Origin of the sequence: Candidatus Avoscillospira sp. LCP25S3_F1, from assembly GCF_052117125.1 — a bacterium.
GTDB lineage: Bacteria > Bacillota > Clostridia > Oscillospirales > Oscillospiraceae > Avoscillospira_A.
In genome coordinates this window covers 1-26215 of sequence record NZ_JBQKJT010000020.1, presented here as the reverse complement: position 1 = coordinate 26215, position 26215 = coordinate 1, and the positions used below count along the sequence as shown (strand labels likewise).

The window sequence follows — 26215 nt, the reverse complement described above, 5'->3', positions numbered from 1 at the left end:
CATTGCATCATCCTTTCGGGAAACAAAAAAGGCACTCGACATTTTCACAAGAGAAAACGGCAAGTGCCTGTTAGAGTTCCATATTCTGTTTTTTGTGCTGCGGTGCTTTCTGCTCCTGTTTTTGCTTTTCCTGTTCCTGATAGAACTTGATTTGCTCGGTGGGCGAGTGCTTCGGTTCGGACTTTTTCTCAACCTCTGTCTGTTCCGGCGTGAGGACTTTTCCGACCCAGTAGCGAATATCTTTCATCGGCTGTAATTCCTCTTTGACGATAGCAAGCTGTCCGGCAAGCTCGGTGTGGGATGCTTTCAGCGTATCGTATTCAGCTTGCAGGGCATCCAGATTGACATTCAAATCAACACCCTGCTTTTTAAGATAGCGGAACGCCTTATTGAAGCTGTCCAGTTCATCCTTGTGGCTTTCTGCAAAAGCAGCTTGTCTGATTTTCCAACCGATTTTCAGATATTTGTCATGGACAGCCTTGTGGGTCTGGCAATCTGCCACGGCATTTTGTATGCCGGTAATGACTTTCATTCGGGCAGATGCTTTCTTCATATCGGCGTTGATGGCTCCGGCTTTTTCATTCATACCTTGCAAGGTTGTGTCCAAATCTTCCAGAGTGAAAAGCTCATGCTCTTTCAGATAGATCATTGCTCTGGAAACAGCCTTCAAATCATCGCTCGTGCCTTTCTGCTTTCCGTACCTCGACCAGTCGCTGCGCTCCGCTTTTCGCAGATTCAGATAATCACTGAGAAGTACGGAAAGAGCAGGAGAAGCGTTTTTCTTTTCAGCTTCCATTTCCGCAAAGGCTTCTTTTGTGGCAGACACAATATCTGCAATCCAGTCTCGCAGACTTTTGATGGTGCTGCGGATAGCGTTCATCATGCGGTTAGCGGCTTTAATATCTCGGTTGAGATTGCCGATGTTGGTTTCGATGCCCTTACGCTCCAGCGCACAGACAGCAGCTCCCATGTGAACGGTCGGGATAATATCAAGTCCCTGTCTTTCATAGGAGCGCATATCTACTCGTTCTGGACTTCCGGCAAGCTCCAGATATTTATTCTGGATAACTTCCCATCCGTGTCTCCATTCCTCGGCGTGATACTGTTCGTTCCAGTCAACAGTATCTTCCTTGTGGCTTTTCCATCTGCCGGACGGGAGTTTGATACGCTCACCGTTCTCGTCAAGGTCATAAACTTTTCGGGTCTTGGGCATCCACTTTCCGTTTTCGTCAATAGCTCGCATCGTCAGCATGATGTGGCAATGAGGATTGTGCCCCGGAGGATCTGGGTCGTGGATTGCAAAATCACAACACATTCCCTTGGACACAAAATGCTCATTGCAGTATTCCTTCAACATCTGAGGACACATTTCAAGCGGCACTTCTCTGGGCAGGGCAACAACAAATCGCCTTGCAAGCTGTGAGTTCCATTGCTTCTCCACTTCCTCAGCAGAGTTCCAGAGCGTTGCTCGGTCTGCATATTCCGGCGGTGCATGGGATGGGAGCATGATTTCTGTGTAAACAACCTCATGCTGTTTTCGTCGGTGGTCTTTCGATTTCTGGTCATACTCGGAAAACAGTTTTTCTCCGGCTTGGTAGGCTGCTCCGGCAACGGCAGAACTGCCTTTGCTTCGCTGAACAATTCGTATTTCCAGATGGGGTACGGGCATTTTGTTTGAACCTCCTTTCTCGCTGCAATAAAAAATGACCGATACTTTTCAGCAGCGGTCAGACGGGAAAAGTATAAAACTTGCTGACGGTGAATGATTGCTTGCAATCGTTCATCGGCGGCAAGTCCACAAAGGGGTAGCTGGCAAAGCCAGCGCAGGGGAAGTGTAGCTTCCTCTGAGAGATTTACGCAAAGAACCTTTGCGAAAATCATCAAGCTCCCTGCAAGGTGCTTTCGGCAGAACGCAATCACCATCTTTAGGTGGTGTATAATTGCGCCCTTGTTAAAACAAGGGGTTCTCGCTACCGTCCGTTGTCAGCATTTTTCTCCGCTTCTCAATTAGCGTGTCCAGCTTTCTTTGTGCGGCTTCATCGTGAAAGAGGAAGGTCAGCAACTCCATCACATCGTCATCGGCCAGCAGAGTAGGCTCACGCAAAAACTTCTCCAGCATCCCTGCACGAGTGCAAAGCCGGTGGGTTCTCTCGCTCCGTGTCAGGCGTTTCCGCTCATGTTCCAGCTGCTTCTCTCTGTGCTGGGCGGCAGTCAGCTTTTTCTCAGCTGCGGTTTTCTGGTGGTTCAGCCTTTCCAGTTTTTTATTCATGGGATCAGGCTCCTTTCTGAATAATGGGCAAAACAAAAGCGACCAACTTTTTACGGTTGATCGCCTTTGGCTTATACACTATTCAATTATCTTTTTTTATCGGATTGAGACAAAACACTTGCTGCCAAACTCTTTGTAGTATCGGAGTATTTGTCACTGTTGAGAACCTTGGAAGCTTTTGTTTCCATATCTTTTCCAGTAACTTTACCCGGAGTGCTTTGTGACAGGACACTTGCAGCAAGGGACTTTTGAATTTTAGAGCTTCCATTTGAACTCAATATCGCTGATGCATTAGAAGACATTTTAGGACTGCTGGTTTTCTTATTCATGACTATACCTCTCTTTCAAAAGAGAGGATGTGGTCACCTGACATCCTCTGAATTATTGGACTTACAGATTACTTTTTTGTGCTTTCAGTTCGCTTTTTAGGGAAGCAAAACACCTTCTTACCATACTGACGAGCATAGATGCGATGCCCATTTTTCAGTGTAATATAAGGCGTGAATACAAGCTCTACTTCATTGCTTTTTGTCATACAGCAAAACTCCTTTCCAAAAGATTTTTCACAGACGAATCTGCGAAAGTATGGAAAAGAGCAGAGACAAATGCTAAACTTAATTAGTGAACAAGAGATTTAGTAGGTGACCATTTGTCTCTGCTTCTTCTCGAAGAGCTTATATGAGATTGAGCCCTCATATAAGCTCTTTTTTTGGAAACAGGGGTTCAGCGAGCTTAAGCCATCGTAACAGCATCGGAAAAATTAAACAGCATCAATGATGCTTCTGGAACGAGGATGCCGTTAACACGATACGATGCTTTCTTTAGATCCCACTCACAAATCCTTTCAATCGTACTGATTAAGTCTTTGGAGTTTAATCTGACAGACAATACTCCGTTGGCTTTTTCTCTAAAGAATTGCACTGATCTTTCGTCTTTTTCATCACAGACTTGAATCGCCATTTGTTTGCCGTTTTCGTTTATCAGCAATCTGACGTATGCAGGATAGCTCATCTTCATAATAACCGACTTGTTAAATGTAAGTCCATTGTTTGTGATAGACACATAAGGCAATCCTTCGTTGAAATCAAACGCCTTGAAATTCGTCAAATCAATCACTTTGCTCGCCTCCTTTCTGTTCCTTTTTCATTATACCACTACCTTGCGTGTTTTTCAATACTTCTGTCGTACCAAATTCTTTTATTTGCTGATACCTTCTCAAAAATTCATCCCCTATTCATCTCTGGTGCGTCATGATTTATTCATATTATTATGAAAAGGTTTGTTGCTTTGAAAGGCGACCACTCGTTGGAGTTGGTCGCCTTCTTTGCTAAAATGATTTTGCTATGTTATAACTCCAAATATTCCATATCCGAAAGCAAAAAATCTTTCGTTCTTGATAAAATATCGGTCTCAAACTCATCAGATTTCATCATCTGTTTAATGGTACATTCCCAAACAATCAGGCATTTAACTTTTTTCTGCATGAGTTCCTGCCTGACGGTCTGGTCACGAAGAACATTACTGGCAAATTTCTTCTCCCAAAACTCCACCCGACTTTTCGGTGTGTACGCATATTTGCAGCCTTTGTGCCGATGCCAGAAGCAACCATTCACAAAAATCGCAGTATTATATTTTGCAAGGAATATGTCTGGATGCCCAACAACATGAGCCGTATTTTTTCTGTATCGAAAACCAAGAGCAAATAACTTTTTTCTGAAATAAATTTCTGGTTTTGTGTCCTTGCTTTTTATCGCAGACATATTTCTGCTTCGTTCCTGTGTAGAAAGTCTGTCAGCCATTATAACCGTTCCGTTTCTCTTACAAATTGAACGAATTTTCCCACCGTCCAGATACGGTCTTGTCGGTCTTTAGGGTAAGTCTGAATGTACGGCTTTGGTACAACCAAAATAACTCTTTCGGAATCCATCTCGTCCATTTGTGCGGCAGAAATGCCCTGCTGTAATGTGCAAAGGAATTTATTTCTTCCACGCAGACGGTCAGCTTCGTTTATAACCTGCCTCCAACGATCCTTGCAGGTCGTTTTTGCTGCTAAAGATATCAATTTGTCGGTTGGGAAAGCTGCGTCATGGTATGCCGCCTGTGATGGGAATAGAAAATCTGGCTTTTTATTTCCTTCTGTAACCGCCTGCGATTGATATGTGATATTATTTCCGTCAAAAATAGCAGCCAAGTGATGCTCCAGACTTTTTCCGGCTCTACTTTTACGCCGGTTAAGCACCTGGTTAGCAGTAGCAATAAAATCTTCAACGGTTGAAAAGCCACGGGTAATCATTTCCCCGTATCGTGCATATTCCAATGCCCGGAACAGTCTGTATTCGACCTCAGTCCAATCTAACAATTTGCGGTCAGGGTTTGTACAGATAAATTCGTGATGATCAAAAACTGTATCTTGAATACGCCTTGCAGCTGCTGACATAATTTCAGAACTTGGAAAGTCCACATCAAGTTCTGATATGAATTTATCCATTTCTATCTTTTCGTGAATTTCAGGTGCAACAAGCCGGGTCTCTATAAGTCTGTTTGTTTCTGTAGGACTAATACCGAATGTATCAAGAAACTGATTGATTTCGTCTTCTGTATTCAAAACGAACCCTTGGTAATCTTCGGCTGTATTTTGAACAAGAACAAACAGCGCACCAGTGTATTCTGGGCGCAGGAAAGGAAATCCTCTTCCAAAATTTGTTATACGGTATTCATTCCGAGTGCCCTGACCGTAATAAATGAATCGTGTATCAGTCTCAAAATCATCCTGCCATTTGACCTTAACCCATTTTTCCTTGTTCTGTCCCTTTTCGCCCGGTTCATCAAATAAAATCGGGATAGATGGTTTTGAGATATAGATGCCTGCCTGGTGTCCGCCTGTAAGTCCTGTATCATTTGCAGACAAAAACTTGCAAAATACTTTTTGCCCATGCAATGCTGCCTGAATAGCCGACATTGAATAATTCTCCATCATATCACCTCCGCTATTTTATTTGTTGTGGCCGATTTTTCCATTTCGTCTATTTTCTGTGCTATCAGCTTTGCTACATTGGCCATCAATGGAACAACAACCGAATTTCCAAATTGCTTATATGCCTGCGTGTCCGAAACAGGTATTTTAAAAGAATCAGGAAAGCCCTGCAATCTTGCACATTCTCTCGGCGTTAATTTTCGTGGGTTTTTCCCATCCTGCTCGATAAGAATTTCGGAACCATCCTTGTAATAACGGGCGCTCAGAGTTCTTGAAACTCCATCAAGCGGTGCAATGCCATATCCAAACCCATTGCCTGCTGCTTTGTGTTTTGCCGCATAGTTCTGAAGGTACTGCCATAGCTTATCAGATAAAGTATATTTTTCATCAACTTCCGACTCAAGAATATCTCTGATAACAGGTTTCGGATAGACCGGCGTAATATCAAAATCGAAATGAATATCTGAACCAAAATGTTTTCTGTCGAAGCCTACTATCAGAATACGCTCACGATGCTGCGGGACAAAATCCTGACCGTCAATAACCTGATAAAAAACCTCATAATCAAGCTCGTCAAGCGATTCTAATATTACCTTAAAGGTACGCCCCCGATCATGACTGCATAGATTTTTTACATTCTCAAGCATAAATGCCTTAGGGCGTTTTTCTTTTAGTATTCTGCACACATCAAAGAACAGCGTTCCCTGTGTCTTATCTTCAAATCCAGTCGCTCTTCCCAAGCTTTGCTTTTTGGACACACCTGCAATCGAAAACGGCTGGCAGGGAAATCCTGCAACAAGAATATCATGGTCTGGAATGCTGCCTGCATCAACTTTGGTAATATCGCCATCCGGCTGTTCCCCAAAATTTGCAAAATATGTCTGCTGACTGTACTTATTCCATTCATTTGAGTAGACGCAATGACCGCCGGCTTTTTCAAACGCAATTCGCATACCGCCAATCCCTGCGAACAAGTCTATGAATGTAAAAGGAGCATCTGGAGCTACAGTTAGACTGTTCTGTTTATTTAGCATTTGCATGACCGCCCCAGAAACACAATCCTGTACCGTCTGTCCTGATGTTTCCGTATATGCGGAAAGGGCTTCATATAGTGTATCCTCTAATCGGATGTGTATCTGTTTTGCCATTTCATTACCTCCGGGAAAAATCTTATACCCATACTAACCCATTATATCATGTAGATGTGAATTTTTCAATTACTCTGGGTAAATAAAGGTATAAAATTATTCCCCAGTACAGCATATGTTCTGAACTGTAATTCAAAATAGTGAGCAGAATGATACTTTGTATTCCCATATGTCATTGCGGTCTAAACATCGGATGCAGACCCGACATTTTGACTGCATATCAACCCTAAACGCTACATTATTGCGTCTGGCTGTTGAAACCATTTTGTCTGGCATTCTCGCTTGCTTTTCGTCTGCGTTCCTCGCTGTACGGCGGTTGCAGACGGATGGACAATCGGGACTTGTTCAGAACATAGGATACACCGCCCTGCTCATAGGTTTTTTCCAGTCGGCAGAGATCGGGGTACTTCTTGGAGAACATCGCCAGTCTGTTCCTCAATCCGGCATTGTAGGTCTGGATGTGGGCAGTATCCTCGCCCTCGTTGAACAGAACGATGGTTTCCTTTTCGTACTTCGTCAGCTTACTCATAAAGGAACTCCTTAATCGGAACAGGGCAACTGTCCGGCAGATACTTGTGATGGGAGAAGTGTTCCACTTCCAATCTCATGTTATAGAAGAAACAGCGATACCACTTGTCGCAGTCCTCGTCACTCAGCTTGACGGACAGCGAATAGAACAGCTTCTTTACCGCAGGATCGGGAGCAAGTGCAGCCGCAAAACGCAAGCGTTCCACGGTAGCTTCACGGTTCGCACAGCCAAAGGCATAAAGAGCTTTCTTCTCGTTCATAGACATTCTCATAGATTTTTTCCTCCTTGAATATTGGTAAAAATAAAAGCGGCAGAGACTTCACAAGGAAATACCTGTCGCTTTGTTGTCGATATAAATTTGTAGGGTCAGGACTTGATAAATTCACGCAGTCCGTAATTGATGGCGGCTATTCTGATAATCAACCATTCAGCGATATGTGGGATGATAAAGACCACAAAGGCAACCGTCAGCATTTGGAGCGTTTCTGCTCCTGTGGCGATGCCAAACATCCATCCGGCAACCGCTATCAGGAACATCAGCCCTGCAAGCATATTAAATATGACGGTCGAGAATTGCGTGAGGAAGATACCGACCCATTGTATCAGGGTGACTGCCGCAATCAGCGGCAGTACCAGCAGCTTTAAAAACATCTTTATCAGAGCCATGTTTTTCTCCTTACTCGGTATGTGGGAAGAATGGACTGTGGAAGATTTCGCACATCAGCAAAACGCCCATTGTGAACCCATACTTGAACTGACACTCATTTGTCATGTTGCCCTCGTCTGCGTAACTGTCGCAGAGCTTTTCAAGCATGGCATAATCCTCCGGGGACAACTTGCCCTCAAAATAGGTCATGGTCTCGGAAATGAGTGTGGCAGTCTGTCGGAACTTGTCAGACTTCGGCACGATATCCTCGCTTGCGTAAATCCCACCATTGAACAATGCTTCTAAAATCATATATCTTCGCTCCTTTCTCAGAAGTAAATTAATTCAGCTTTGATGGTTTCTTCTGCCTGTGCCACACAAGCGTTCATCTGGCGAATCCATTCAAGCTGATTTTCAGCTTTGAGCTGCTCTGTCACGCCGTAGTATTCCATCAGCATGGGAAGAATGATGTTCATGCGGCTTTTGGCAGCGGCTTCAATCTCCGCACAATGCTCGTAGAGTGTTTCAGACAGCACCATATCGGAGAAAATGACAGGGTGTGCCAGCCGCAAATACTCTCTGCGCATCCGTCCCCACTTTCCGAGACGGATATTCGGTTTTTCCAACTTAATGTCAGGGATGTAGTAATCTCCGCATTTGATAAAATTCATTTCCATAGCAACCTCCTTATAAGTCTGCATCATTGATAATTTCGATTCTTTCATACAGTCCAGAATCATCGTTCTGGAACAGATCACGATGGTACTCAGCTTCGCTCTGCGAATGGTAAAAGTATTCTTCATCGGGTTTGCCGTCCTTGCGGACAAATCTGACAATCCATAAGTCGTTCATGCTGGAATATCCTCTTTTTCTGTTTTTTTCTTATGATAATTCTCCCTGCGTTTGGCAAGGGTGGCTTCATATCTGGCAATTGCTTCGGGGTCTCCGGCTTCCGCATCAGCCACCATCTTCTGGCGGCTTCTGAGCGTGGCTTCGCTCTGATACTTCCTCATTTCAGCCAGCTTCCTGGCAGCTTCTTCATCGGTCTTGGCAAGCTCAATGAGAGCTTCACGCTCTGCTTTTCTTCTTGCCGTCCTTGCTCTGGTATATTCAGCCTTGCGTCCTGCCATCATTGCGGCATATTCGGGGTCAGCCGCCATTCTTGCTTCCTCACGCTCCTTTTTGCGCTGTCTGGCTTCGGCTTCCTTGGTTTTCAGAGCTTCCCATTCCTTTGCGGCGACTGGGTCAGTCTTTGCCTTTTCTTTCAGCTCGGCTCGTGTCAGTTTCTTTTTCCGGCTGGCTCGTTCCATTCGCTTGCGCTCGGTTTCAAGCATTTTTTCACGCTTGATGCGTTCCTTTTCTTCCAACTGGCTGAGATATTCCGGGTCGGCTTCTCTGGCTTCTTTAAGTTTCTGGCGGCGTTTCTGGTTTCTCTCACGCTGATTTGCCAGATGCTCCTCATACTTTGAAATAGCTTCGGGATCTCCGGCTTCCGCAGCCATTCGCAGAGCTTCAAGTTTCTGCTTTTTGCGTTCGGCGGCTCGCTTACCTTTTTCCTGCTTCTTTCGCAGCTGATCGGCTTCGATGGCGGCAATGCGTTCTTCCTCGGAAATGGTTTCCTCCGGCGGGTAGTAGTTGCCGATGAAATTGAAATGAATATCAATCTTCTGCTGACGGTAGACAGTTCGCCCGCCTGTGGCTTCGTGAACCTCAATTCTGTCAATGAACGCATAGAGCATGGTATCAGTCAGTTCCTCGCAGTCTCGGTATTTCTTGACCAGAGCGATAAATCGGGAAGTGTCCACTTCCTTGATTTCGTCCTGCTGAACCAGACTTTCCAATTCCTCAATACGCTTTTCAAGCAAAATCTGCTCTTCATCGTATTGCTGAATCATTCGCTGTGCCTGTCGCTCCGGCAGTAAACCGTTTAGGGCACTTTCATAGAGCTTCTGGATTTTGCCGTCCAAATCAGACATTCGCTTCCTGGCTTCGGCAAGCTCCTGCTGTCCGCTGTTCGTTGCCCTCGTCTGATGCTCGTTCCACACGGCTCTGAGCTGGTCGATAAATTCCGCTTCGTTTTCAAGAACATATTTGCTCACGGTCTGGATTGCCTGTAAGACTGCCGCTTCCAGAACCGATGTTTTCACATAATGGGAAACACATTCGGCTGCGGTGCTTCGGTAGTTGCCGCATTGAAAAGCAGAATCTGAATCATAGTGTTTATCGCCATGCCTTGCATCAGGACTGATGAAGCCCATCCTTGCTCCGCAGTCGGCACAATACACTAAGCCCGACAGACGGTGGGAATATGTTCCGTTCGCCACTCTGGGCTTTTTCTTCATACGGATTTTTCTTGCAATATCCCAAGTGTCTTGGTCAATGATGGCTTCGTGTGTGTCGGGGAATATCATCAGCTCGTCTGGCGTTGCGGCTCTACGTTGCTTCGTCTTGAAGTTTTCGCAGATAGATTTGCCCAACACGGTATGACCGAGATATTCCTGCCTGTCAAGGATATAGCCAACTGTGGTTGCGTTCCATCGGTAGGGGTCTGTCACATTTTTGTGTCTGCAATTCTTCGGATTGTGCAGGGCGGCATACGCTGCCGGTATCAACACTTGTTCCGCTGTCAGAACATCCGCAATGGCTGTGGTACTGTTACCTTGGCAAGCCAAACGGAATATTTTACTGACAACCTCTGCGGCAGGCTCGTCCACGATAAGGGTCTGCTTATCGTCCGGCTTCCTCTTATAGCCATAGGGAATAGAGCCGCTGCACCTCATTCCGTCTTTCATTCTGGACTTGAATATCGCCTTGATTTTGTTACTCGTGTCCTTGGCGTACCACTCGTTCATAATATTCAAAAACGGAGTGAAGTCATTGTCCTGCGGAGTAGCACTATCCACATTGTTGTTGATGGCTATGAAACGAACGCCCTTTTTCGGAAAGAGGATTTCCGTGTAATAGCCAACTTGCAAATAATTACGCCCGAAGCGACTGAGGTCTTTAACCACAAGTGTCTCAACTCGTCCGGCTTCAATTTCTTCAAGCAGGGCGGCAAAACCGGGACGGTTAAAATTCGTACCAGAATAGCCGTCGTCATAAAAGTGCCGGATATTTCTCAGCCCTTTCTGTCGGGCATATTCTTCGAGATATTTTTTCTGATTCTGGATGGAATTCGATTCTCCGGCCTGTTCATCGTCTCTCGACAGACGCTCATACAGAGCAGTTATTTTGATTTCTTCTTTCTTTGCCACGGTTTTAACCTCCCTTCTGTATGTAATCTGCGTTTTGTAAAACGCTACCTTTTTCTATCCTCTTATAGTTTAGCCGTTCGGGTCTGTGACCACATAGGAGCTGTGCATCTGCATCAGGTTCGGTTTCAGCCAGAACCGGGTCTTACCGGAGCCGGAGCCGCCGATCACCAACACATTTTTGTTTCTGGCGGTCTTGGGGTCCTTGGGGCGGCTGTTCATGGTCAGGCTCTCGGTTTTGGTCAGAATCACATTGTTCTGGAATACCGGGTCGATGTAGGGCGCGATGTCCTCATGGGTCCCCCAACGGGCGGAACCATATTCTATATTTTTGCGAAATTTCTTGGCATTTTTGCTTTTCATATAAACCGCCAGCCGCAGGCCAGCGCCGCAGCACAGGCCCACCAGCAGGTCCAACGGGTGCAGGCTGGGCCACCAGCTGGCCAGCGCCACCGGCAGCATGGAGAAAAACGAGAGCATTTTGGCCGAAGTGTCCGCACCCACGGCTGTCCGCCACGCTTCTCCGAAGTTGGTGGCGAACAACCCCATCAGGATATAGGGCAGGTTCAGCAAAACGAGCTTTTTGATGTCCAGCTGTTTTTTCATCGCTCCAGCTCCTTTCGCTTGGTACGGTCCACCACGGCGTTTTTGACCAGTTCTTTGAACTGGTTCAGCTTTGCCAGCACGGACGGGCGCTCTGTTTTTTCTGCTTTTTTGACCTTTTTGCCGGTGTACTCGGTAAAGGCGGCGGTCAGGGCATCGGCGTCCCGGCCCTTGAAGAAGATTAGGTACTTGGGCGGGGAGCTGCTGCGGTCCTTCTTCACCGCATAGTCCACGCCGTATTTCCGGGCGATCTTCTCAAACTCCTTGATGGAGGGGTCTGTGATCTCGATGTTGGAAACGCCCTGATTCTGGCCGACCAGCTGCTTTACCGTCTGCTTGCCGTGGGGAATCACGGGAGCATCCCGGCTTCTCTGCTTTTGCAGCTTCTTTTCCTTGCGGTGAGCAAGGTACTTGGTGATGGCGGCTTTCAGCAGCCGCCCGGTGAACTTGGAGCCATTGACAACCAGCGTCAAAGTCCTGTTTTCCACTTCTTCCTGCATTTTTCTCGCCTCCTTCCGTGGAATTTAGCAGGGGTGGCACTTAAAACTAAGGCGGGACCATCAACCGCCGCAGAAGATAGTTGGTCATCAGATCATCAGCAGGATACTGTCCCGCAGTTCAGCAAAATACAGTTTTCCCTGGGGCGTCACCAGCGTGTAGGAGCCGATATGCCCGTGGTTGCAGTAGTCTTTGACGCAAAACAGGCCGTCGTTGGAGGGCTTTGCGTAGGGCAGTACATTCCCGGATGCCGTGCGGTATACAAACCGCTGTTTCAGCAGAAACCGGACAAAGCGACGCTCCGGCACAACCAGCTCCTTGGCGGTGGTACGGAGGTTGGTGCTGTGCTTGAGGTCGATGAACAGGTCGTAAAAGGCGGCCTTGCCCTCCAACATGGCATTTTCCTCCCGCAGCGCCGCATTTTTCTCGCGCTCGGCCAGCAGGTCGGAACAGAGCTTCATCATGGCCTCCGGGGAAGTCGCCATCTCCCACAGCTTTTCCCTGGTGATGTAGACCCCATGCTTTCGGATGGTGGGCAGCACCTCATCGAATACCCAGCGTTCAAACCGTTCCGCAGAGGGCAGCTTGCTGTGAGCAATCAGGCGGTACAGATTTCCCTCCGAGATAAACCGGGTTTGCTGGGTTCTGCCCACATTGTCGATGAGTGGGTAAAACGCCCACCCATCGGATGTGCAGTGCGTTTTCAATGCTTTGGCGGAATCTTTGTAGCCGAGTGCAGCTGTAACATCCAAACCGCAGAACAGATACTTGCCGTTCTCCTCGATGACGCGGATGTTGCCAAACTCCGGGTTTTTGAAAATTTCCATCTGGCTCATGTCGTAACCTCCTGTAAAAGTCGTTATAGGGCCTTGGAATAAAAAAAGCGGCCTTACCAGCCGCCTGCGTTCATATCGTGATTGACTTGTGACGTGTAGTGATTGCTCATGGTGGTGGGCGCATTGAACAGCACCGTCAGCAAATACTGCTTCATGTTGCGGACCTGGGTGGTGTTTTTCTGCAAACAATCCATGACAAACTCGATGTGTGAGCTGTCCAGCTTCAAAAACCGGGAGCGCACCACCTCATGGGGGAAATCTGCCCCAGCAATCCGGGTGGTTTTGCGCTTGGCACAGACGGTTTCCACCATCAGCTCTACGATCTCGTCCAGGTCCTCCCGGTAGTTCTCAAACTCCCGGCACAGGTGGTCGTACTCAACGTTCTCCAAAATCAATTCCCGATAGCTCTCTACCTCTGCCATCGGCATCGCATCCCTTCCTTTCCGTTCCGGCGGGTCTCCCGCCGCTGCCTCCCGGAAGGGAATAGAATCGGTACTTGATCCATGAGTAATTGATTTTTGGGTATTTGATTTCTCTATATTTAATTCCGCGGGCTTTTCCGTATCCGGTTTATCCAGATACGGGTTTTCCGTATCTGGTGCAGCCGTATCCGGCTGGGGCGTATCCGGGTTTTTCGGCTGTGGCTGCTCGTAGATGACATACTCGGTGTCGCTGATCCGGCCCTGCCGGTCACGCATCTGGTGACGCACGATGTAACCGGCACGTTCCAGCTCCCGCAGCGCCCCGCCGATGGCATCCACGCCCTCCTTGCAGATTTTCGCAAGGCCACGGGTGGTATAGTTCCAGTCATCCGGCAGGGACAACATCATGGAAAGCAGCCCCTTGGCTTTCAGGGACAATTTTTCATTTCGCAGGTGGTGATTGCTCATCACAGTATAATCACGGGTTCTTTCAATCCGAAAGACCGCCATTGACTTCACTCCTCTCTGATTTTTGACATAAAATAAGCCACAATCTTTCGTGAAAAAGACTGTGGCGTTCAGCTATCCTTATGAAAGCGGGTGAGACGCTTGGGCGGCGGCAGCCGGTCAAACGGGTCCTCGTCCTGATAAAACGGCAGAGACTGCAAAAGCCGGTCAATGTCAGCGGATTCCATGTCATACTGGGACTGGTAGTTCTCCCGGATGGCGTCCTTGATACCGATGTGATTGAGTTAGTACCAGACGAGCCTGCTTCCACAGGAGGTAAGGAACATGAGCGAATTGAAACCAAGAATAATGGGAAACGGAATTGATTATATCCTTGTTGGGGATTACTACATCCCGGACTTGAAATTGCCGGAGGAACACCGCCCCATCGGAAAGTACGGACGGATGCACCGGGAATATTTAAGAGAAGTCCACCCAGCCAGATTGAACACATTGATACTGACTGGAGAATTGTGGACATATCTTGCAGACCTGAACGAACAGGCACAGGAACGGTTAGACATCATCATGGAGCAGATGAAAGCTGCCGAGGGTGTGACTGAGGAATTAAAGCGTACCTGTCAAATGGAATGGGTGCAGCGTTGCAATAACATTCACAACCGGGCAGAAGAAATTGTTTTGCATGAGATGATTTATTCATAACGATATGGTAGAATAATTATGATAAATCGAAATTTGGGGAGGAAAATTATCATGAATGATTTGAAGGTATCAGATATCATGTGTAAATGGTATATATGGGCTGTAGTTGGATATGTTATTGGAAAAATTTTAAGTGACACATTAGGGGGACTTATTGGTTTGGTAATTGGGGGTCTTATAGGCTGTTACATACAAAAAAATCATAGTAAAAAAGATGATTGATATGAAAAATTGACTTTTCCAACTTTTTATGATATACTATACTAAATTTTCAAAAAAAATATATATGTTAACTATATAGTAAATTTATCAGATATATTATATTTGGATAGTATTGATATAATCGTATATCTATATTCTTAAAAAATTGGAGGGGTTTATATGAGGAAATTTTTTGACAATTATGGATACAAATTGCTGGTTATCATAACTGTAGCGTTGGTATTTGTAGGTTTTCGTGACTTTTTTAGTCAGTTTGCGGAGAAGGATAAATCCGTAGCGCTGTTTCCAGCGTTTTTGACTGCTTCGAGTCTGGTACTATTGTATGCTGTGCCGACTGCATTCTTTGTACGCCATTTGGTTAACAGATTAAATGTTTCACGTAAGGTTGTTTTGCTAAGCTTTATACTAGGATTTACAATACCGCTGTATCTAGGTGGTGAGGGGAACGCTCTAATTTCACAGGTTTTATTTTCGACAAGTGTTCCAAGAGCTGTGATTGATAGTTGGGGAGCTGCTTTAACAGCACCATTTACAGAAGAGATTGCAAAAGGTTTAGTTGTACTTTTAGTATATTTACTATGCAGAGGAATTTCATTAAAGGAAGCATTTGTGTCAGGCATGATTTCTGGATTCGGTTTTCAGGTTTTGGAGGATTGGGCGTATATTTCTCAAGCTACTTTTGGAGAAACAAACAGTGGATTTTCAATAGCTTTCGAGAGAGTGTCAAATGCTCTTGGCAGTCATATGGCTTTTGGAATAGTATTCGGTGTTGGACTTATAGCCGTTATTAAAAATGTGCCTGCAGTACCAAGGCTTAAAGCACTTTGCTTAATTTTGGCACCGGTTATCCTGCATTTTATATGGAATTCTCCACTTGAAGGAGATTGGGTGAATCCTTTGTTTGGAAGTATTAACTTAAATCTTGCTTATTATGTATTCACCATTGTGAATCGCTTGGATGACAATGACAATATACTAGCGACGAGAGAATTTGATAAAGCTGCAGAATTAAATTGACATTGTGTTCAAAAAATATAAAAATTGTTTAATAATAAGCTAATTAAAAGATATAATTAATAAAAATATGTTTAATAAAAAAGCTAAAATAGGAGGGGGTTTCCCTCCTATTTTTTAGATAACTTCCAGCTTGTCTTTCAGAAATTCTAACTGAATAATCACAGCACGAACCGCTGCTACATGGAAGCTAACAAACCATGCAACAGCGGTTTTTCTTTACCGTTTTTTCCTCTGGCTGATAGGCGTTCCCATTTTCTTTGACTTTTTGAGAATACGAATGAGCCAGCGAAATTCTTCGTCTGACAGATTTTCATAGTTGATACCGAGCTGCTTGCAGTAAAGTACAACGAGCTTTTCATCCCGGCTGCCCTTGAAATTTTCGACCGCTTCCAGATTTTCTTTCAGTTCATCAGCAACGGTAGTTTGGGGCGCACTCTCACTGTCCTTTTTGTGGGCTTCCCGAATATCCCGGATAATCAGGTTGAGGTCATCCAGAACCATGTGACTGAAATACTCATCATCACTGATATGGGTAGCTTGCAGCACCTTCAAATGCGGGTCGTCTTCGCCAGGGCGATACCGTTCAATGATTTCATGCCGGACAGTATCGACAATGGCGTTGAGGTTTTGAATCTGCATGGTGGCAATCCCATCCACATAAATCTCAATGTCCGCAAGAAACTTGATAAAGTCCTTATGGGTGGCAAGTTCGCAGAGCAGAGGGTCAATCCCAAATTCCGTGTAAACACCATTTAAGGTGCGAATAGAGCAAAATTTATTCAGGGCGGTAGCCGGGGAAATCCGGCTGCCGCCGTTTCGCCTTTTCAACAACATAACGCCGGTGGTGGCGGATGTCAAGGGTGGCGGAGCCGTTCAGCTTGTCACTGACATCCGGCCCCGGCGGTGTTACTCGGGCATACGCTCGGCAAAATAGATGGCCATCTGAGCGTGGATCAGGCTCCAGTCCTGCCGCCGCCCAGTCCACTTTTTTGTAATGTCCATCATGGCCAGATACAGCATTTTCAGCAGGCTGTCATCGGTGGGAAAGACGGACTTGGCCTTGGTCACCTTGCGCAGCTGGCGGTTGAAACCCTCGATGGCATTGGTGGTGTAGATCAGTCTGCGAACCTCCTGGGGATACTTGAAATAGGTGCTGAGATTATGGTCAAGCGCGTCAAGGCAGTCAAGCCAGAGCTTGAACGCTATGGGGGATTGGTACAGCAGATCAAGGACAAATCCAAGGAACGGAAAGCTCTGCTTGCGGAGAAAAAGGAAACGCCTTTCTATCAGATACCCAAACTACACGACCTTACCCGACGCATTACCGAGTTGACCGAGGAGTTGGAGGAGCTGAAAACCGACAAGGAAATGCTGCTTTACTCTTTGGACTGCACCGATGATGCGGGTATTTCTGCCATGAAGAAAGAAATCGCCGTATTGGAGGGTGCGTTGCAGAAGCTGTCCGAGCAGGAAGCAAAGTATTCTGCCGAGCTTGATGAAGCCTTGAAGCACTATGCCGAACTAAAAGAGAAAGCTGCCGGTATGGATGCCGCCGAGCTGATGGATGCCCGGCTTGATATTCGCAAGGAACAGGAACGCTCTGCCATTGACCGTGTGAAAGCCGCCTATGGCGAAAAATATGATTTTGCGACGATGGCTGGCTGCAAGCAGGATGTGGCGAGCCTGCTCCGTGAGGAAACGGAAATTCGCTCCGTGCGTGAGCAATTGTTGCAAAGACGGTATCAGCAGGCGCAACAGAAACAGCGCAAAAAGAAGATCAAGGAATTGGAAAGATAACTACTTTTTTGCTCATCTTACACAGAACATTGTATCAACCCGCAGCCTATTGAATAGTTTTTGATTCAACAGGCCGCTTTTTACGGAGGATTTATCATGTCAAAAAGAATGTACGGATATATCCGTGTTTCGTCTAAGGATCAGAACGAAGCAAGGCAAGTCATCGCACTTAATGAGGCCGGAGTAACTTCTGAGAATATTTTTCTTGCATTGATTGAATCAATGCGATAGTCGAAGCGGACTATAAGTATAAAAAATAGCATTCTATTAGGCTGTGGAGGTAGAAAAAATCTTCCATTCTTTATTCTGATGAAGTATAATATTAAAAACAAACCGAAGTTGTAATCACAATGTTGGGAGGAATCTTACTGTGAAAGAAAGTAGAGGACAGCCAATAAATGGCATACTTTAACAAGCTGTCTTATGCTGTAGTCCTGTATAGTACCCCAACGCAGTCAGCAGCGGTGTTTCCGAATTCTTTTCGGAAAAACTGCTGCTGAGGCCATAGAATATGTACAAATTTGACGCCAGATTAAAATTCTGCGTGAAATGCTAGATCTTCAGGAGAGAGAAATGGGTTACTTCATAGTCGGCTTTCTTTTGGTCGATAACAGCAAAGCAAAGGCGGCGGCAAGGAATCGGTCTATTCCTTGCCGCCGCCTTCATCTGTTTAATTTTTAGCCTTACTGTTGCTCAAGCCCTTTTTACTTGACCATGAAGCGGTACAGGAAGGTCACGATCTGAGCCCGAGAGCACTCATTGGCAGGTCCAAAGAGTCCGCTGCCAATGCCGCCGGTGATGCCGTTCTGCGCGGCCCAAGCCACGGCATCGGCATAGTAGCTCTCAGCGGTAACATCGCCGAACGCGATGCCATCAGAAGCCGTGGGAGACCCGGCCGCGCGATAGAGGAAGGTCACGCTCTGACTGCGGGTGCAGGTGGCATCGGGGCTGAACATACCATTGCCGGTCCCTCCCGTGATGCCGTTCTCCAGTGCCCACGCCACCGCCTTGGCATAGTAGGCATCCGCGGGAACATCGGAAAAGTCGCTCAGGTTTTCCGGCTCGGGGCTGCCAGCCGCCCGCCACAGGAAGGTAACAATCTGCGCACGGGTGCAGGAAGCGTTGGGAGAGAAGCTAGAGTCGGAAGTGCCGCCGGTGATGCCCCGGGCAGAGGCGAAGTCCACGGCGTCCTTTGCCCAGTGGTTGACGGGATGAATGTCCACGAACACCTTGGCGTTGTCCACGATTTTCACAGTGGCGGAGCCAGCCAGTGTCAGCGCCACGCCATTTTCAGTGGGAATGGATGTCTTGACGATCTCCTCGGTGCCGTCGGCATTGACGATGACGGCCACAGTGCCGGGAGTAACGGTCTCGACGGGGATCTCGACCTTGACGGAGCCGGCGCTCTTGGGCACAGTGACATCCACAGCGGGGGCGTCCCCGGTGTTCTTGGCAGTGGGGACTTCCACAGGCAGAGTCACGGCATCGCCGCTCTTGGCGGCTTCCGTGGCGGCCTTGTCGGACACGCTGGACTTGACCTCGGTAACGTCGCCGTTCTTATCCGTAACGACGGTTCCGGTGGTGCCGTCGGCAGCCTTATTTGTCTCGGTGACGGTGCCGTCCTTCTTGGTTTCCACAACAGTGGTGCTGCCGTCGGTGTTCTTAGTGGTCTCAGTCACGGTGCCGGTGGTCTTGTCGGTCACGGTCGTGGTGGTGGAGCCGTCTTCATTCTTCTCCGTTTTGGTGGTGGTGTTGGAGGAAGAACCGCCGCCGGAGTAGGACACCACATAGGGCGTAATGCTTCCGGTCAGATTGTTGTAGTTGTCCCCGTCAGTGGGGGTATAAGTCCAGTTGTAGGCGGTGTTGGCTGTCACAGCGGTGTCGGCGGCAACGTCCCACACGATGGAGCCGCCGGTCGGCGTGATGGTGCCGATAGCCAGCGCCGCGTCCGCCAGGGTCTTGCCGTCGGAGGTGATGGCGGTGTAGGCGGGCGTACCGGTGGGGGTGGCCTTGTTGATGGTCACCTTGATGATATCCTCAACCGTTTCATAGGTGTTCGTGTCCGCGGGGGTGAACACCACGGTCACGCTGTCGCTGCTGTCCGCAACATTCACGGGAACCGCGTTCTTGAAGCTCCAACTGCCTTCCACGCTGGCGGTGCCGGTAATGGCGCTGTCCGGAACAGCGGAGCCGGTATAGGTCACGGTGATGTCATTGGCAGTTGCTGTGGGAGTTTCCTTATCCGTCAGGGTGATCACCACATTGACGGTGGAATCCGCGTAGTTGGTGGAGGTGATCTTGATGGGCAGGGTCACAGTGTCGTTAACGGTGCCGCCGGACAGCGTGTAGGTCACCTTGCCGGTGGAGTCCACATCCCAACTGGTTACAGTAACGGTGCCGGTTGTGGTCTCGGTGCCCTTGGCATAGGTCAGGACTCCGGCTTTATCAGGCATACCCGCAGCTCCGATGTCTTTCTCACCGCTGGTCGTGGTGTACTTCTGTTTGACAGAAATATCGGCCAGCATCGGCGCGTCGGCCTTGTCAACGGTGAGACCGCTGATGGTGCAGGTCTTGCCCTGATAGGCCAGCTCGATGGAGGTATCACCCACGGCCAGAGCGCCGAAAGTCACCTCAGCGGTGACATCTCTGGTGGTGCCGCTGACATAGGTGGCGGTGACGGTCAGGCCGTCGGTCTCGAAAGACTCGCCGTACTGGTAGCTGGTTTTGGCAGGTGTGCCAGAAGCGGAGATGCTGCTCAGCGTATCGCCCTCCACGGTCAGGCTGATGGTGCCGATAACGGTTTTGTAGTTGGTGCTGTCGGTGGGGGTAAAGGTCCAGCCGTAGTCAGCCGTACCAGCCGTCAGGGTCTGGTTATCCGTCAGCTTCAGCGTACCGTCAGTGGCACCGGTCTTGCTCAGAGTGATGCTGTTCAGCGGGGTACTGGTGTAGATGGTGTCGCCCGAATAGCTGACCTCACCCACGTTGGGATCAGCCTTGGAGATGTTCACGGTGACCTCGGGCCGGCGCAGGGCATAGTTTTCCGACTTGTCACCGGTCAGGTCAATAGTGGCATAGGTAACGAGCTTGCCATTGCCTGCATCGGCGTTCGCGATGGTGCCGGTGGTGGGCATGGCGGCCGTGACCCGTCCTTCGTCACCGGCCACAATGCCGGACAGTTCACCGCCGGTCAGGGTAACATTCGTTGTGCCGTCATAGACCCGATCGGTGGCCGTCAGGCCGGTGACGGTCAGAACCTTGGGTACAATGGTAAAATCGTCGTAAACCACATCTTGCTGATAGTTGGCGGTGGCGGCGATGGTGGCCTTCACGGAGTATTTGCCAGCCTCGGTGGGGACGGTTGGCGAATAGGTTTCATCGGAAGCACTCCAGACCTTATACAGGTAGGTGACTTCGCCGTTCTCTGTGTTGCCGGTCACCACAGGGCCTTTGGGTGTATCGCCGTAGGTCCAGCCGTCCAGGGTGACGGAGGGAGACAGGGACGCCGCGGTGATGGTGTAAGCACCGTCGCTGCCGGTAAAGGTGAGGTCATAGTTCGTGGAATTAGATGTGCCGGTGATGTCATAGGTGCCCACAGGGCTGGCAGAAGTGGCGGTAGTGGACAGGGTGTAAACGCCGGTGTCGCCGGGTACGATGCCATTGTCGGTAGCCGTCAGCTCCGCGATGGCCGCGCCGTAGGCGCTGCTCTTGGGCTGGATGGTCACAGTGACTTGCTTGGGGCTGATGCTGGCAGTGGTTGTGGACTGCTGCCCTTCCGCCGCCAGAGTGTAGTTGTCCTTGCTGGCGCCGCCCAGAGTCAGATTAGTGATGTTGACCGTCTTGCCATCAGCGGCGTTCTTATCCGTAAAGGTACCGGTGGCGGTGACGGTCAGGGTATCGCCGTCCAGCTTGCCGGCCAGCGTCACGCCCGAATAGATCAAGGTAGCCTCAGTGTTGCCGTCATAGGTCTTGCCGTTGGCGGTAATACCGGATACGGTGACCGGTCTGGGGCTGATGGTGAAGTCCTTCGTGGAGGAGGCTTCGGCATAGTTGGTGCCGACCGCCTGGGTGACCTTGACGGTGTAGTCGCCCGCGTTTGTGGGGGCGGCGGTGGAGTAACTGTTTTCGCCCTGCTTCGTATACTCCACGGTGACGGCTCCGTCGCCGGTAACTGTATAGCCGCTCTCTGTCAGGACAGCGGGCTGTCCGTCATAGGTCTTGCCGGGGTTACCGGTGATAGTCACGCTGCCGGCAGCCTTATTCACCGTGACGGTGGCCGAACCACTATTGATAGTGATTCCATCATAGGTGACCGCGCAATGGTATTGGTATGTACCCGCGTTGGGCTTGGTCAGGGTCAGCGTGTTCGAGGTTTCTCCCGGCAGTGCGGAGCTATCCTTGTACCACTGGTAGGTAATTCCTGTCGCATTGCCGCTGGGATTCTGCGCGGCAATGCTGAGGGTGACGTCTGCGCCATAGGTGACGGTCTGAGCAGTGGGCTGGGTCGTAATCTGCACCGCCTGGATGTACGCCGCAGAGATATCCACCGCCTTACTGGGCATGGTGAATTTGTTGTCCGCGTTGATGGTCAGACCGGCGGGCGCGTTCCAATGGTCGAAGCGCTGACCGTCGGGCGGGGTGTTGGGGGTCAGGGTGACAGCCGTCCCCTGTTTTGCGTAGGAATTGCTTTTATATTCGGTCGTACCCGCCGCCGTGCAGTTTGTGAGGAACAGGCGGTAATACACATTGCCGCCCACCGCGCCGGTCAGGGTGCCGTCCACATAGACATTGCCGTTGTTGGTGAGGTTGCTGCCAGCATTCAAGGTGGCGTTCTTGTCGATCAGCAGGTTTTCCCCGCTTTTCACGGTAAAGGTGCTGCTCAGGCTCTGGCTGCCGTAAACGCCGCCGTTGCTGCCCTCAAAGATGATGCCGCTCCAGCTTGCCTTGCCGCTCTGGTCGCTGATGCTGTTGGCATAAATGACGGCTTTTCCGCTGCCGTCGGTTGCAAAGCTGCCGCCACTGCCGCCGATGCCCGCGCCGGTCCGGTGGCTGGAAGTGCCGCCATTGGCGGTGACGGTGCCGCCGGTGATGGTGATTTCGCCGCCGGAGGCGTTGCTGCCGCCGCCGATACCCGCGCTGTTTTCGCCGCCGTTGGCGGTGACGGTGCCGCCGGTGATGGTGATTTCGCCGCCGGAGGCGTTGCTGCCGCCGCCAATGCCTGCGCCGCCGTTGGCGGTGCCGCTGCCGTTGGCAGTGACTTTGCCGCCGTTGATGGTGATGGTGCCGCCGTCGCCGCCCCAGCCGCCGCCGATACCGGCGGCGCTGTCGCCGCCGGTGGCGGTGACAGCGCCGCTGCCGGAGATGGTAATGCTTTCGCCGGAGCCTTGCTGGCCGCCGCCGATGCCTGCGCCGAATTGGCCGCCGCCGGTGGCTGTGACTTTGCCGCCGCTGATGTCGATGGTGCCGCTGCTGCCGCTCTTGCCGCCGCCGATGCCCGCGGCATATATGCCGCCCGTGGCAGTAACGGTGCCGCCGCTGATGGTGATCTTGCCGCCGGAGCCGACATTGCCGCCGCCGATGCCCGCGCCTCTGCCTCCACCGGTGGCTTCGACGGTGCCGCCGCTGATGGTGATCTCGCCGCCGGAGCCTTCCTGGCCGCCGCCGATGCCCGCGCCGTTTTCGCCGCCGGTGGCTTCGACCTCGGTGCTGCCGCTGATGCTGATTTCACCGCCGCTGATGCCTGCGCCGCCGCTGGCTCCGGCTTTGGCAGTGACCTTGGCGCTGTCTTCTATGTTGACGCTGCCTTTGGAATTGCTGGCGGAGATGGCATCGATGCCCGCGCCGCTGCCGGCGCCGTTGGCGGTGACCTCGGTGCTGCCGCTGATCGTGATGGTGCCGCCGCTGATGCCCGCGCCGCTGGCGGCGGTGGCGGTAACATTGCCGCCGGTGATGGTGATGCTGCTGGCCGCGGAGCCTTTGATGCCCACGCCGCTGCCAGTGCCGGTGGCGGTGACGGTGCCGCCGTTGATGTTGAGGGTCTTGACGTAAATGCCCGCGCCGTCGTTCGCGCTGCCGGCGGTGACGGAGCCGCCGTTGATGGTGACGGTGCCGTAGGTAGCCTTGATGCCTGCTGCGTCTTTGGAGTTGGCGGCGCTGGCCTCGATCACGCCACCGTTGATGGTAAGGGAGCCGCCATTGTCGATGCGTATTCCATAAGGGTAGTTTACCTCGCCGCCGCCCGTGGCGATCAGCTTGCCGGTACCAGCATTCTGCCCGTAGATGGTCAGGTTGCAATTATTTTGGCCGAATAAAAAAAATTTGACAGCAAGTGTACATCCGTCGGTCAGGATCAGGTGCACATTGCCCTTGAGATTGAGGACGCCGTATATGGTGACCGCTCCATTCACCACATACCATGTATCGGCGCCGTCTGTGCCCCAAGTGGCGTCTTTGGAGTTGGGTCTGTCCTCGCTGCTCTTTGCCTCGGTGTAGCTGTCGCAGGTCTGCGCATTGCCGTTTGCGTCCAGATATGAGACGCTTCCCGCCGCCAGCGCCGTCGCGGGCAGCAGACTCAGGCACAGGGCCAGCGTCAGCAGAATACTGATTGCTTTTTTCTTCATTTCTGTTTCCTCTTTCATAATTGGCGTGTGGACAAAGTTTTGATGGGATGGAACATCCCATCATGAAGGGGGTACCCCCTTCATGAGCTTTTTCAGTTCGATGTGTCCCTGACCCATGCCAGCAGCATTTCCTTCAGGTGGGACAGCTCCTTCCAATAGTCGCCGGTACGGTTGTTTGCCCATACGAGCCCCTGCGCGTACCGTTCCGCCATGCCCAGCATGGTCAGGGTGATGGTGGTGAACAATTCATCTTCCGGGAGATCGGTGCGGATGCTGCCGTCCGCCTTGGCCGCTTCATATTTCCGGTGAAAAAGCATGCCTATGGGCTTTAGTACATCAAGCTGCACCGCAAGCTGCTCCTCCGACGCCCCTTCCCGGCAGATGTAGCTTTTGTAATTCGCGCTAAAGCGCAGAACCTCCGGCCGCTCCCGGTAGAGGCGGAGCATGGAATCACAATAGAGCTCGACCAGCTGATAAGCATTCCGGCTTTCCAGGTCTTCCGGGTCGACGGCCTGTAAGACCTCCTTCCACACCGTTTCCCACATGTCGGCGCTGATGGCGATCACCAAATTCAGCTTGTTCTGATAATACTTGTACAGGGTGGCGATGCCCACATCCGCTGTCTCGGCCACCATCTGCAAACTGACCGCTTCAATTCCATGCCTGGAGAATAAATCAAGCCCTGCTTCCAGCAGTTGCTTTTTCCTGCGTTCTGCCTCTCTCTCGTCCCGGGCGATATTTCTTGCCATAACCTGCCCCCTTTTGGAGTGATAAGATATAAATATAGTAACACTATTATAATAGAAATACTTATAATATGCAAGAGAAATTTTTCTTTGCGCAAAAGCGAAGATAAAAATCGTAAACCTTGCAGGGCATCTGGACAAGGTGTCTGGAAAGGCCGTAGCAGATGGCGTAGCGGAGGAAGCCGGTTTGAAAGTGTACTACCGCCGGCGCTCGGGGTATACGCTTTAATCAGAAACACTACATTTATATTCTCTCAGGGAAATGTTCGCGCCGAACAGAATTAGCCGCAGACAGAAGTATGCTATGATATAGATATTACAAAGGCCGAAGAGTATCACTATTCCTTCGATATCCAATATTTACTTCGTGCTGTATTCAACATTGCTTGAAAATAAAAGCAAGATGAATGAAATCTTGCAGATTCAGGGTATCTCTGCTGTAAAGCGAGTTTCTGAAAAAGCTATATACGCCGGAATAATTTCTTCTGTGCTGTGTGCAACAAGCATTTTGTCAGGCATTTCGCTCTATATGTGCCATCTTGCGATTCTTCTACCAACGATTATGAATTGCTTTATTTCGGCAATCCTGTCTGGATTTTATTCTTGTAAAGTAAATTCGCTCAAAGCGGAAAACATCCATAAGGCGGTTATCTCGATGCTCTCTATTGTGATGCAAAGTATCCTTCTACTATTTGTGTAAACCGGCAGGTGTCTCCCATGAGACACCTGCCGGTTAATAGGTATATTCTCTTGGTTGTGTACTTCTGTGGCAAAGATGCCGGATCAAATAAATTGCAGAAAACCACCTTGATAAATCTCATCTCAGCGTGATATGCTGGAAAAATACTGCGAAAAGCAGGGATGGGAGGTTGTTGCAGTCTATCAGGACGATGGTTTCACAGGTCTTAATATGGAGCGTCCTGATTTACAGAGAATGTTGAGATCCATTGAGCGCAGGCAGATCAACCTTGTCATCACGAAAGATGACTGTGTTAATATAGAACTAAACTCAGAGGGCCTTGAAAACACAGGGTTTTGTGAAGTTAGTTCTGTTTTTTGACCCAAAACAGAGAACAAAACAGGCGCATGGGCAGCGCAAGGAGGATAGAGCCAGCCCTCACCGGTGGGAATATAGGTAATATCGCCCACCCAAGCTTGATTCAGGCGCTCAAAGGAGAAGTTTCGTTTGAGGAGATTCGATGAAACGGGGTGGCTGTGCTGGGAGTTGGTTGTGACTTTATAGGCCTGATGTCTGACCGAACAGATACCGGCAAGGCGCATCTGACAGTGTACCCGCTTGCGAGAGCAGCCGAAATCCGGTTTGAGCAAATGATAGAGGCTGTCCAATCCCAGGGCAGTATATTTTTGGTGTAGTTCCACTAATTTCCGTTTCAGTGCTTGATTCCGCTGCTCACGGATACAGGGCTTGTGATGCAGCCAATCATAGTAGCCGCTGCGCGAGATCTCCAG

At 49.7% G+C, this 26215-nt stretch carries 23 protein-coding genes and 5 pseudogenes; 5 read left to right on the top strand and 23 right to left on the bottom strand.

Features of this window, described 5'->3' with window-relative positions; all coding sequences use genetic code 11:
- Positions 1-70: 70 nt before the first annotated feature.
- From mobQ to ACTQ33_RS14365, 19 genes and pseudogenes are all read right to left on the bottom strand, one after another.
- Positions 71-1669 carry a MobQ family relaxase gene (mobQ, locus tag ACTQ33_RS14455; protein ID WP_441465247.1) on the bottom strand — a complete coding sequence of 533 codons (1599 nt, stop codon included), beginning with the start codon at positions 1667-1669 and terminating at the stop codon, positions 71-73.
- A 282-nt stretch (positions 1670-1951) separates the two neighbouring features.
- Positions 1952-2269 carry a DUF3847 domain-containing protein gene (locus ACTQ33_RS14450; protein WP_441465246.1) on the bottom strand — a complete coding sequence of 106 codons (318 nt, stop codon included), beginning with the start codon at positions 2267-2269 and terminating at the stop codon, positions 1952-1954.
- An 86-nt stretch (positions 2270-2355) separates the two neighbouring features.
- Complete coding sequence (locus tag ACTQ33_RS14445; RefSeq protein ID WP_441465245.1) at positions 2356-2598, bottom strand: hypothetical protein; 243 nt, start codon at positions 2596-2598, stop codon at positions 2356-2358.
- 68 nt (positions 2599-2666) lie between these two features.
- The gene (locus ACTQ33_RS14440) at positions 2667-2804 is read right to left on the bottom strand and encodes a hypothetical protein (protein ID WP_262563226.1); all 138 of its coding nucleotides are present in this window, start codon (positions 2802-2804) and stop codon (positions 2667-2669) included.
- 197 nt (positions 2805-3001) lie between these two features.
- Positions 3002-3385: a hypothetical protein gene (locus ACTQ33_RS14435; RefSeq protein WP_441465244.1), complete on the bottom strand. Its 384-nt coding sequence runs from the start codon at positions 3383-3385 to the stop codon at positions 3002-3004.
- Positions 3386-3615: 230 nt separating this feature from the next.
- Positions 3616-4068, bottom strand: coding sequence for a very short patch repair endonuclease (locus ACTQ33_RS14430; RefSeq protein WP_441465243.1), 453 nt, complete (start codon positions 4066-4068; stop codon positions 3616-3618).
- Positions 4068-5246: a type II restriction endonuclease gene (locus ACTQ33_RS14425; RefSeq protein WP_441465242.1), complete on the bottom strand. Its 1179-nt coding sequence runs from the start codon at positions 5244-5246 to the stop codon at positions 4068-4070. Before ACTQ33_RS14425 ends, ACTQ33_RS14430 begins: the two co-directional genes overlap by 1 nt.
- A complete protein-coding gene (gene dcm / locus ACTQ33_RS14420) occupies positions 5243-6391 on the bottom strand; it encodes a DNA (cytosine-5-)-methyltransferase (RefSeq protein WP_441465241.1) in 1149 nt (382 codons plus the stop codon). The genes ACTQ33_RS14425 and dcm overlap by 4 nt, the downstream gene beginning before the upstream one ends.
- Positions 6392-6629: 238 nt before the next feature.
- A complete protein-coding gene (locus ACTQ33_RS14415; RefSeq protein WP_441465240.1) occupies positions 6630-6920 on the bottom strand; it encodes a molecular chaperone in 291 nt (96 codons plus the stop codon).
- Positions 6913-7179 (bottom strand): ferredoxin, encoded by a 267-nt coding sequence (locus ACTQ33_RS14410; RefSeq protein WP_441465239.1) that lies wholly within the window; start codon positions 7177-7179, stop codon positions 6913-6915. Before ACTQ33_RS14410 ends, ACTQ33_RS14415 begins: the two co-directional genes overlap by 8 nt.
- A 107-nt stretch (positions 7180-7286) precedes the next feature.
- Positions 7287-7586, bottom strand: a complete 300-nt coding sequence (locus ACTQ33_RS14405; RefSeq protein ID WP_441465238.1) for a hypothetical protein — start codon at positions 7584-7586, stop codon at positions 7287-7289.
- Positions 7587-7596: 10 nt separating this feature from the next.
- Positions 7597-7878 (bottom strand): DUF6809 family protein, encoded by a 282-nt coding sequence (locus ACTQ33_RS14400; protein WP_418470158.1) that lies wholly within the window; start codon positions 7876-7878, stop codon positions 7597-7599.
- Positions 7879-7895: 17 nt separating this feature from the next.
- Positions 7896-8243, bottom strand: coding sequence for a TnpV protein (locus ACTQ33_RS14395; protein ID WP_441465237.1), 348 nt, complete (start codon positions 8241-8243; stop codon positions 7896-7898).
- Positions 8244-8253: 10 nt separating this feature from the next.
- The gene (locus ACTQ33_RS14390) at positions 8254-8418 is read right to left on the bottom strand and encodes a hypothetical protein (protein WP_441465236.1); all 165 of its coding nucleotides are present in this window, start codon (positions 8416-8418) and stop codon (positions 8254-8256) included.
- Complete coding sequence (locus ACTQ33_RS14385) at positions 8415-10820, bottom strand: recombinase family protein (protein ID WP_441465235.1); 2406 nt, start codon at positions 10818-10820, stop codon at positions 8415-8417. The genes ACTQ33_RS14390 and ACTQ33_RS14385 overlap by 4 nt, the downstream gene beginning before the upstream one ends.
- A gap of 72 nt (positions 10821-10892) precedes the next feature.
- Positions 10893-11423 (bottom strand): annotated as a pseudogene (locus ACTQ33_RS14380) (type IV secretory system conjugative DNA transfer family protein); the annotation flags it as partial.
- On the bottom strand, positions 11420-11920 hold the full coding sequence (locus ACTQ33_RS14375) for a PcfB family protein (protein ID WP_087242901.1): 501 nt from the start codon (positions 11918-11920) through the stop codon (positions 11420-11422). The pseudogene ACTQ33_RS14380 and the gene ACTQ33_RS14375, both read right to left, overlap by 4 nt.
- Positions 11921-12007: 87 nt before the next feature.
- Positions 12008-12754, bottom strand: a complete 747-nt coding sequence (locus ACTQ33_RS14370) for a BRO family protein (protein WP_441364276.1) — start codon at positions 12752-12754, stop codon at positions 12008-12010.
- A gap of 53 nt (positions 12755-12807) precedes the next feature.
- Positions 12808-13686: a DUF6017 domain-containing protein gene (locus tag ACTQ33_RS14365; RefSeq protein WP_204862993.1), complete on the bottom strand. Its 879-nt coding sequence runs from the start codon at positions 13684-13686 to the stop codon at positions 12808-12810.
- A 227-nt stretch (positions 13687-13913) separates the two neighbouring features.
- On the opposite strand from ACTQ33_RS14365, the pseudogene ACTQ33_RS14360 reads away from it, so the two are divergent.
- From ACTQ33_RS14360 to ACTQ33_RS14345, 4 genes and pseudogenes are all read left to right on the top strand, one after another.
- A pseudogene (locus tag ACTQ33_RS14360) lies at positions 13914-14009 on the top strand (helix-turn-helix domain-containing protein); the annotation flags it as partial.
- Entirely contained in the window at positions 13969-14346 is a 378-nt protein-coding gene (locus tag ACTQ33_RS14355) for a TnpV protein (RefSeq protein WP_441364274.1), read from the top strand. The pseudogene ACTQ33_RS14360 and the gene ACTQ33_RS14355, both read left to right, overlap by 41 nt.
- Before the next feature lie 51 nt (positions 14347-14397).
- The gene (locus ACTQ33_RS14350) at positions 14398-14568 is read left to right on the top strand and encodes a hypothetical protein (RefSeq protein WP_154557410.1); all 171 of its coding nucleotides are present in this window, start codon (positions 14398-14400) and stop codon (positions 14566-14568) included.
- Positions 14569-14727: 159 nt separating this feature from the next.
- On the top strand, positions 14728-15585 hold the full coding sequence (locus tag ACTQ33_RS14345; protein ID WP_441364273.1) for a PrsW family glutamic-type intramembrane protease: 858 nt from the start codon (positions 14728-14730) through the stop codon (positions 15583-15585).
- Between the two features lie 216 nt (positions 15586-15801).
- On the opposite strand, the pseudogene ACTQ33_RS14340 reads toward ACTQ33_RS14345, so the two are convergent.
- The 4 genes and pseudogenes from ACTQ33_RS14340 to ACTQ33_RS14325 form a co-directional block, all read right to left on the bottom strand.
- A pseudogene (locus ACTQ33_RS14340) lies at positions 15802-16305 on the bottom strand (helix-turn-helix domain-containing protein); the annotation flags it as partial.
- Between the two features lie 186 nt (positions 16306-16491).
- Positions 16492-16794, bottom strand: a pseudogene (locus tag ACTQ33_RS14335) (transposase); the annotation flags it as partial.
- Between the two features lie 1292 nt (positions 16795-18086).
- Positions 18087-23999, bottom strand: a complete 5913-nt coding sequence (locus tag ACTQ33_RS14330; protein ID WP_441465234.1) for a YDG domain-containing protein — start codon at positions 23997-23999, stop codon at positions 18087-18089.
- Positions 24000-24091: 92 nt separating this feature from the next.
- Entirely contained in the window at positions 24092-24748 is a 657-nt protein-coding gene (locus tag ACTQ33_RS14325) for a TetR/AcrR family transcriptional regulator (protein WP_441364192.1), read from the bottom strand.
- An 811-nt stretch (positions 24749-25559) separates the two neighbouring features.
- Between ACTQ33_RS14325 and ACTQ33_RS14320 the strand changes: the two are divergent.
- Positions 25560-25730 (top strand): annotated as a pseudogene (locus ACTQ33_RS14320) (recombinase family protein); the annotation flags it as partial.
- Positions 25731-26215: the final 485 nt, after the last annotated feature.